We start from the raw sequence: 7,779 nt of genomic DNA on the forward strand, positions 1-7,779 counted from the left end.
GACATTTACCCACGCTCAACATTCAACAAGATAGGGCGAGCACTAGATTTGAGCAACTGTCGATGAGGTGTATTTCAGCCGATATAGCATTAAAATGCTATCGTTAATTGCTAATCTCACGCTTAAGCATCCATCCAAACTATAATGAATCCTGTTAGTGCATCGCGGCTGATCGGGGCAATTTCCACAGCAAGGCAGATTAAGTGAATTTTTTTCATTGCTTTTTATAAAGTTTTTAGATGCTTTGACTAAAGCATATTGTTCTTCATCGTTTGTTCGTTCATAATTTGCCAAGGCATGATTCAATTTTGTTCAATAATATTGACCTTGCTATACATCAAAATACGCACCCATCCAAACTTATGTTTTTCTACCTCTACCGGATGGACAAATAGGATATTTTTTCAAAATGACTCAGCAAGCACAGATCATCCAAGGTTCAATTGTCGCAATCGTCACCCCAATGTTTGAAGATGGCAGCGTAGATTGGAAGGGTCTAGAAAAGCTGGTTGAGTGGCATATTGCTCAAGGCACCAACAGTATTGTTGCCGTTGGTACCACAGGTGAAGCATCAACATTAAGCATGGCCGAACACACGCAAGTCATTAAAGAAATCATTCGTGTGGCCAATAAACGCATTCCGGTGATTGCTGGAACGGGTGCAAACTCTACCCGTGAAGCCATTGAACTGACCAAAGAAGCCAAAGAACTGGGGGCAGATGCAGCCCTGTTGGTGACGCCTTATTATAATAAACCCACGCAAGAAGGTTTATATCAACATTATAAAGCCATTGCTGAAGCGGTCGATTTACCGCAAATTCTTTATAATGTACCGGGACGTACCGGTGTCGACATGCTCAATGAAACCATTATTCGTTTGGCTGATATTCCACAAATTGTCGGCATTAAAGATGCCACCGGTGATGTGCCACGCGGTAAAGAACTCATTGATGGCCTACAAGGCAAAAATATGACGGTATACTCGGGCGATGATGCCACGGCCTATCAGTTAATTTGTTTAGGTGCGCACGGCAATATTTCAGTGACCGCCAATATTATCCCGCAACAAATGAGCCAAATTTGTGCAGCTGCCTTGGCAGGTCATGCCGAACAAGCGGAAGCACTCAACAACCAAGTTGCAAATTTACACAATATTCTATTTTGTGAATCCAACCCAATTCCTGTGAAATGGGCACTTCATGAAATGGGCTTAATTGGTAACGGTATTCGTCTACCATTAACTCCGCTTGCAGAACAATATCGTACCCCACTACGTGAAGCACTCAACGTTTCGGGTGTCATTAAATAAAGAGCACAACACTATGCAATTACGTTTTGGTTTGCCCCTTGTACTTTCAGTGGTTAGTTTGGTGGGTTGTAGTTCCATAGCAATTAAAAATGGTTCATTGGATTATCAAAAAACCGCAACCGTTGAACCGTTAAAATACCCTGAAGCAGCCATGGTTCGAGCGGCAACGCCTTTGTATCCAGCACCGACGGTGGATGCATTGGCCATCGAGCATGCGCCTAAACTTGAAAATCAGCGTGGGAATCGTTTTGCGCTCCCACGTCCAGACAAAATTCAGACCAATACAGCAACTGATGCACAAGATGAACGCAGTGATGTCGGTCGTCCACAATTATTACGTGACGGAAATCAAAATCCTTTGCTTAAGATTGAAGGGAATTCTGCTACAATTTGGCAGTACACCTTAGCGACCCTCAGTAGCTTAAATTATAACGTTGTCGGTCAAAGTAAAAATCGTCCTGAAGTGACGATTAAGGTTGATCAGCAGGTTTATGTCATCAAACTTAGCTCTGTGGGCAGCAGTCACAATATCGCGGTGTTCAATGCCGATAATAGCTTTGCAGATCCAGAAAAAGCTGCAGAACTGTTAAACCAGATTTACCAAAATTGGCCAGCCTAGTCGTACTAGGCATTTTTTTTTGAAAAAGGTTCCCCCATGTTGAAACAAACCTTGCTCTATACAGGTAAAGCGAAATCTGTTTATGAAACAGATAGTGCAGATCACCTTATTTTAGTCTTTCGTGATGATGCCTCAGCTTTTAACGGCGAGAAAATCGAACAACTGGATCGTAAAGGCAAGGTGAATAACCGTTTCAACGCCTTTATCATGGAAAAATTGGCTGCTGCGGGTATTGAAACGCATTTTGAGAAATTACTTTCTCCGACTGAAGTTTTAGTGAAAAAACTCAGCATGATTCCAGTGGAATGTGTGATTCGTAACTATGCAGCGGGAAGCTTATGCCGTCGTTTAGGCGTTGAAGAAGGCAAAGCACTTACCCCATCAACTTTTGAATTATTCTTTAAAGATGATGCTTTAGGCGATCCAATGGTGAATGAATCACAAGCCATTGCGTTGGGTTGGGCCACTGCTGAACAGCTTAAACAAATGCAAGTGTTGACCTATCAAGTCAATGACGTGCTGAAAGCGTTGTTTGATGAGGCCAATATGTTGTTGGTTGACTTTAAACTTGAATTTGGCGTGTTCCACGACCGTATTGTTTTGGGCGATGAATTCTCTCCAGACGGTTGCCGTCTTTGGGATAAAGACACCAAGAAAAAACTCGATAAAGACCGTTTCCGTCAAGGTCTAGGCGGCGTGGTTGAAGCATATGAAGAAGTGGCGACACGTTTAGGAATCGATCTTTCTGATATCTAATCGATCTGCTGCATAAAAAAACCGAGCTTGATTGCTCGGTTTTTTTATGGCTCATTATTTAGAATTTCACAGCAGGCAAAGGTTAGGGCCAACTTTATATACAAGTAGATTTACGGTTCACTCTGCCAGCGTCGCTGTTGTAAACGCTCCCCTTCCACTTCACGTTTATTGCGCGCCGATTCGTAAATTTTAGTGCCTTTCAGCTCTGGCGGCAAATACTCTTGCAGTACAAAATGCTCTGCATAATTATGCGGATAAAGATAATCAATGCCATAGCCCTGCTCTTTCATCAGTTTGGTTGGCGCATTACGTAAATGCAGCGGCACCGGTAAATTCGCAGTTTTATCGGCCAAATCCAAGGCTTTATTGATGGCCAAATAGGTGCTGTTACTTTTGGCACTGGTGGCCAAATACACCGCACATTGTCCCAAAAGAATTCGACACTCCGGCATGCCGATGGCTTGCACAGAACGTAAGCATTCACCAGCCAGCAACAATGCATTCGGATTCGAGTTGCCAATATCCTCAGAGGCTGCAATCAGCATGCGCCGCGCAATAAACACCGGATCTTCACCGCCTTTGAGCATCCGCGCCATCCAATACAATGCAGCATCAGGATCACTGCCACGAATGGACTTAATAAAGGCAGAGGCCAAATCATAGTGTTGCTCACCGGATTTGTCATAACGGGCAATATTTTGCTGGGCAACTTTTACCACAGTCGCATTGGTAATAACATTGTCTTGATCAGGCTCAAAGGTACTGGCCACCAGATCGAGCAAATTCAGCGCTTTACGTGCATCTCCACCGGCAAACTGAATCAAGGCCTCATCTTCTTCAATCTGAAGATGACGCTGTTGTAAGAATGCATCCTGCTCAATGGCGTGATGCAGCAAGGTGCGAATCGCCTGCTCATCCAAAGCATTTAAACTATAGACCTGACAACGCGACAGTAATGCGCTGTTCACCTCAAAAGACGGATTTTCGGTGGTCGCGCCAATTAAAGTGATCTTGCCTTTTTCTACCGCATTTAATAAAGCATCTTGTTGCGACTTATTAAAACGATGAATCTCGTCAATAAACACCACCGAGGTTAATAAATCTCCGCTCTCGGCAATCACTTCACGTAACTCTTTCACGCCGGTATTCAGTGCTGAAAGACTGACAAAAGGTCGATCTACCGCTTGTGCCAACAGTAATGCAATGGTGGTTTTACCCACCCCTGGCGGTCCCCAAAAAATAATCGAGGGTAAATGCCCTTGATCAATCATTTGCCGCAGCGGTGCTTGATCGGCCAACAGATGATCTTGACCAATAATTTCAGATAAATCCCGAGGACGAAGCCGTTCAGGAAGTGGAATATGTGTATCTGCCATGGTGTTCTTTATTTGCCCTGCTTCAATGCAGTCTACTATGGAATATCAAAAATCGACATTTCAATACGCGGCTTTTACAAAAAATCCGCTATAACGCTCAGGCTATAGATTTAAAATAAGATCGTATTCAGTAACCTGATATTAATTTATACAGCACGATTGATACCGCGTAATCTATGCAATAAACGTGTTAACTAACGAATCCAGCGCACAATATAGTCTTCAATTTGTTCTTCATCGACCTCGACTTCCGAGATACAGCGACCAGCAGCCGATTTCTTGGCTTGAATGATGCTACTACGTGTACCACTATTTAAATAGTGCCAAGACGGCAGACTTTTACCTTGCTCTAAACGACGATAAGCACAACTGGCAGGCAACCATTGAATATTGGCCAATTTTTCTGGTGTCAATTGAATACAGTCCGGTACATGCTGCACGCGCTGTGCATAGTTACTACACTGTGCGGTCTGACAGTCTAAAAGTTTACATGCCACTTTAGTGTAAGCGATCTCTTGCAGTTCTTCATCTTCTAATTTGATTAAACAACATAAGCCACAGCCGTCACACAATGCTTCCCATTCTGCGGAATTCAGCTCAGTTAAAGAATATTTTTTCCAAAATTGGGGACGTAAATCTGTGCTCATGACAGCCTGAATATGAAAAATATGGCCTAGTATAACGTGTTCAAGTTGTTAATGCAGAGCTGGGATTTTTACTTTGAATCATATATATACTGTGAAAGCGAACATTTAACAAACACAAGCATAACACTGTTGATATTTTCTAAGCCCTATACTTAATTCACTTAGAAAACAACAACTCATGGAGAAAACTTATGTTTCGTTGGGCAATTATTTTTGCAGTGATTGCACTCATTGCGAGCTTATTAGGTTTTGGTGGTGTCGCAGGATTGTCAAAAGATTTTGCAGTAATTCTACTGGTGGTGGCGGTCATCTTAGCCGTTGTCGGATTCCTTTCACGAGGGAAAGTATAATTCACTGCGCTATTTAAGCCATTGAATATACCGTGTTAAAAGAGCCGCTTTCGGCTCTTTTTTCATGCCTTCATTTCTCTTTCTTTCACTAAAACTTATTCAATTCGCTCAGAACAATACTGGGTTTTTCCATCGCAATATTGCTTAAAAAAACCCAGTGCAGCGCTCTTTTACTGGCTTAAGGTTTTAAATGCCGTGGTCTAAAGCCTGTGGCCAATAAACCCAATCCATAAGCCAGCACACCCAGTACACATAATCCGAGCACTTCAGAAATGCGAATCCACTGCGACACTTCGCCATTGTACCAAGTCAAGCCATACCACAGCACCGCAATCATCACCGCATTGGCGATGGCGAACTGTAAAGAAAGTTTTTTCCAGTGTCCGGCAAAGCGGAAAATATTACGTTTATGTAAGTAGAAATACAGCATTCCTGCATTGACCATGGCGGAACCTGAAGACGCCAATGCCAACGCCATATGTTCTGCTTGCCAATCAATCAGTTTAAAAAAGCCAATAAAGACCACGTTTAAAATAGCATTGGCTGCTACCGCCATTAAGCCGACCCGTACCGGTGTTTTGGTGTCTTGCTGCGCATAAAAGCCCGGTGCAAAGACTTTAATCAGCATAAATGAAATCACTCCAGCACTCATACATTGCAGTGCCAGTGCCGTCATTTGCGTGTCTTCTACCGTAAACTGACCGCGTTGGAACAAGGCTTGAATAATTGGCGTAGACAGCATAAATAAAGCAATACTGGCCGGAATACCCACCAACATAATCACCCGTGCCGCCCAATCAATCATGCCACGAAATTTAGTTTGATCTTGCTCAGCATGGCGCGCAGACAATGACGGTAAAATTACCGTACCAATGGCCACCCCAATTAAGCCCAAGGGCAGTTCAGTCATGCGCTCGGCACTATATAACCAAGACACCGAACCATCTTGCATAAACGAGGCCCAAATGGTGTTCAGCAATAAATTGATTTGCGTGACTGACACGCCAAACAGCGCCGGCAGCATCAATTTCATGATGCGATCAACGCCCTCGTGTTTAAAATCGACTTTGGGTGGAATGAGTAATTTTTTACGCCACAGTTCAGGAATTTGAATGGCCAATTGTAAAATACCGGCCACCACCACCGCCCAACCAAGCGCCATAATCGGTTCTGCCATATAGGGCGTTAACCACCATGCAGCCGCAATCATGGTCACATTCAGCAAAACCGGTGCAAAAGCCGGTGTTGAAAATGAGCCATAACTGTTTAAGATACTGCTGGCAAAAGCCGTGAGTGACATAAACAGTAAATACGGAATGGTCAGGCGAAACATATCCGTGGCCAAAGCAAATTTTTCTGGATCACTATGAAAGCCCGGTGCATAGACATACAAGATGGCCGGCGCAGCAATCATGGCAATAAAGGTCAGCGTGGTCATAAAGGTGGCCAAACAGCCAAACACACGACTAATTAAAATTTGCACTTCCGCATGGGTTTTGGTGCTTTTGTATTCGGTCAGGACCGGAATAAAGGCTTGGGAAAATGCCCCTTCAGCAAACAGTCGCCGAAAAAAGTTAGGGATACGAAAGGCCACCACAAAGGTATCGAAGTCTTTACCTGCACCAAACACATTCAGTAGCACCACATCTCGCACTAAACCCAACACCCGAGATAACATGGTCATTGCACTGACAATAAAGGTCGATCGCCAAAGCGCCATCGTGTCCACCTAGTCTTAAAATAAGTCGCTATTGTAAAGAAACTTCACAGGAGTTTCGTGGTTAAATTATAAAGAATTCGATCATTTAATGGCTTTATATTGCTGGATTAATCTTCGAATTTTAAGCCAATCAAAATAGGGACCGGGGTCGGTCTTACGCCCGCGGGCAATGTCAGAATGACCGGCGACATGCTGCAGCAGCTTAGGATAAGTCGCTTGTAACACCGTCACCACGTGGGCCAAGACTTGATATTGGATCTCTTGAAACGGCAAATCATCACTGCCTTCAAGCTCAATTCCAATGGAATAATCATTACATTCTTTTTTGCCCAAATAGGTTGAACGTCCGCTGTGCCACGCGCGCTGATTAAAATTGACAAATTGTAGCACTTCGCCGCTGCGTAAAATCAGCAGATGGGTCGACACTTGCATGCCTTGAATGGTTTGAAAATAAGGATGCAGCGACCAATCCAGTTCATTTTGAAAAAACTGTTCAATATAGCCCCCCCCAAATTGTGAAGGCGGCAAGCTAATGTTATGCACCACCAGCAATTCAATTTCGCTGTGTGCTGGGCGCGCGTTATAATTGGGTGAAGCGATTTGTCTGGCGCCGATTAACTGACCCTCGATAACCTGAAACGTGGCAGCGTGTTGCATAGTCTTATCCTAAACCGAAGGTACAGAAGCAGATGATTTGAGCGCCATCGTAAAACGTTCCGCTTAAAATCTCAAATGACCGCGATAAAAATGCGCTAAAAATATTTCTTTTAAATGAACAATGCTACTATAACGTGCAATTTTAATGGGTTAAAAAACACACGGACATACTGATGAGCATATCTCAATCGTTACTTGAACAATCGATTCAAATCAATATTCAGCACGCATTACAAGAAGATATTGGCGATGGTGATCTGACGGCTTTATTAACCCCAGAACATGAGCAAGCCACGGCGCGTATTATCAGCCGTGAAGCGATGGTACTGGCTGGTCAGCCGTGGG

The 7,779-nt window shown here is 43.6% G+C and carries 8 protein-coding genes and 1 pseudogene; 5 read left to right on the forward strand and 4 right to left on the reverse strand.

The window, feature by feature from the left end:
* Positions 1 to 409: 409 nt before the first annotated feature.
* Genes dapA through purC form a run of 3 tightly spaced genes read left to right on the forward strand, consistent with a single transcriptional unit; the run spans position 410 to position 2,684 of the window.
* Positions 410 to 1,309: a 4-hydroxy-tetrahydrodipicolinate synthase gene (dapA, locus tag SE27_RS01745; protein ID WP_039620306.1), complete on the forward strand. Its 900-nt coding sequence runs from the start codon at positions 410 to 412 to the stop codon at positions 1,307 to 1,309.
* 13 nt (positions 1,310 to 1,322) lie between these two features.
* Positions 1,323 to 1,928 (forward strand): hypothetical protein, encoded by a 606-nt coding sequence (locus SE27_RS01750; RefSeq protein WP_039620308.1) that lies wholly within the window; start codon positions 1,323 to 1,325, stop codon positions 1,926 to 1,928.
* A gap of 36 nt (positions 1,929 to 1,964) precedes the next feature.
* On the forward strand, positions 1,965 to 2,684 hold the full coding sequence (purC, locus tag SE27_RS01755) for a phosphoribosylaminoimidazolesuccinocarboxamide synthase (RefSeq protein WP_039620310.1): 720 nt from the start codon (positions 1,965 to 1,967) through the stop codon (positions 2,682 to 2,684).
* 110 nt (positions 2,685 to 2,794) lie between these two features.
* Here the strand turns inward: purC and SE27_RS01760 are convergent, their stop codons facing one another.
* Both SE27_RS01760 and SE27_RS01765 read right to left on the reverse strand, forming a co-directional pair.
* Positions 2,795 to 4,060, reverse strand: a complete 1,266-nt coding sequence (locus SE27_RS01760) for a replication-associated recombination protein A (protein WP_039620312.1) — start codon at positions 4,058 to 4,060, stop codon at positions 2,795 to 2,797.
* 194 nt (positions 4,061 to 4,254) lie between these two features.
* Positions 4,255 to 4,707, reverse strand: coding sequence for a YcgN family cysteine cluster protein (locus SE27_RS01765; protein ID WP_039620314.1), 453 nt, complete (start codon positions 4,705 to 4,707; stop codon positions 4,255 to 4,257).
* A 191-nt stretch (positions 4,708 to 4,898) separates the two neighbouring features.
* Between SE27_RS01765 and SE27_RS13575 the strand changes: the two genes are divergently transcribed.
* Positions 4,899 to 5,057 carry a DUF1328 domain-containing protein gene (locus tag SE27_RS13575; protein WP_039620316.1) on the forward strand — a complete coding sequence of 53 codons (159 nt, stop codon included), beginning with the start codon at positions 4,899 to 4,901 and terminating at the stop codon, positions 5,055 to 5,057.
* Between the two features lie 178 nt (positions 5,058 to 5,235).
* On the opposite strand, the gene murJ is transcribed toward SE27_RS13575, so the two are convergent.
* Both murJ and ampD read right to left on the reverse strand, forming a co-directional pair.
* Positions 5,236 to 6,786, reverse strand: a complete 1,551-nt coding sequence (murJ, locus tag SE27_RS01775) for a murein biosynthesis integral membrane protein MurJ (RefSeq protein WP_171160645.1) — start codon at positions 6,784 to 6,786, stop codon at positions 5,236 to 5,238.
* Positions 6,787 to 6,858: 72 nt separating this feature from the next.
* Positions 6,859 to 7,434: a 1,6-anhydro-N-acetylmuramyl-L-alanine amidase AmpD gene (gene ampD, locus SE27_RS01780; protein ID WP_039620320.1), complete on the reverse strand. Its 576-nt coding sequence runs from the start codon at positions 7,432 to 7,434 to the stop codon at positions 6,859 to 6,861.
* 173 nt (positions 7,435 to 7,607) lie between these two features.
* Between ampD and SE27_RS14330 the strand changes: the two are divergent.
* Positions 7,608 to 7,779: pseudogene (locus SE27_RS14330) on the forward strand (carboxylating nicotinate-nucleotide diphosphorylase); the annotation flags it as partial.

Origin of the sequence: Acinetobacter harbinensis, assembly GCF_000816495.1 — a bacterium.
Classification (GTDB): domain Bacteria; phylum Pseudomonadota; class Gammaproteobacteria; order Pseudomonadales; family Moraxellaceae; genus Acinetobacter; species Acinetobacter harbinensis.

Coding starts and splice junctions, on each gene's coding strand:
- SE27_RS01760 (WP_039620312.1), bottom strand. CDS start 4,060: ATGGCAGATACACATATTCCACTTCCTGAACGGCTTCGTCCTCGGGAT.
- ampD (WP_039620320.1), bottom strand. CDS start 7,434: ATGCAACACGCTGCCACGTTTCAGGTTATCGAGGGTCAGTTAATCGGC.
- SE27_RS01765 (WP_039620314.1), bottom strand. CDS start 4,707: ATGAGCACAGATTTACGTCCCCAATTTTGGAAAAAATATTCTTTAACT.
- dapA (WP_039620306.1), top strand. CDS start 410: ATGACTCAGCAAGCACAGATCATCCAAGGTTCAATTGTCGCAATCGTC.
- SE27_RS13575 (WP_039620316.1), top strand. CDS start 4,899: ATGTTTCGTTGGGCAATTATTTTTGCAGTGATTGCACTCATTGCGAGC.
- SE27_RS01750 (WP_039620308.1), top strand. CDS start 1,323: ATGCAATTACGTTTTGGTTTGCCCCTTGTACTTTCAGTGGTTAGTTTG.
- purC (WP_039620310.1), top strand. CDS start 1,965: ATGTTGAAACAAACCTTGCTCTATACAGGTAAAGCGAAATCTGTTTAT.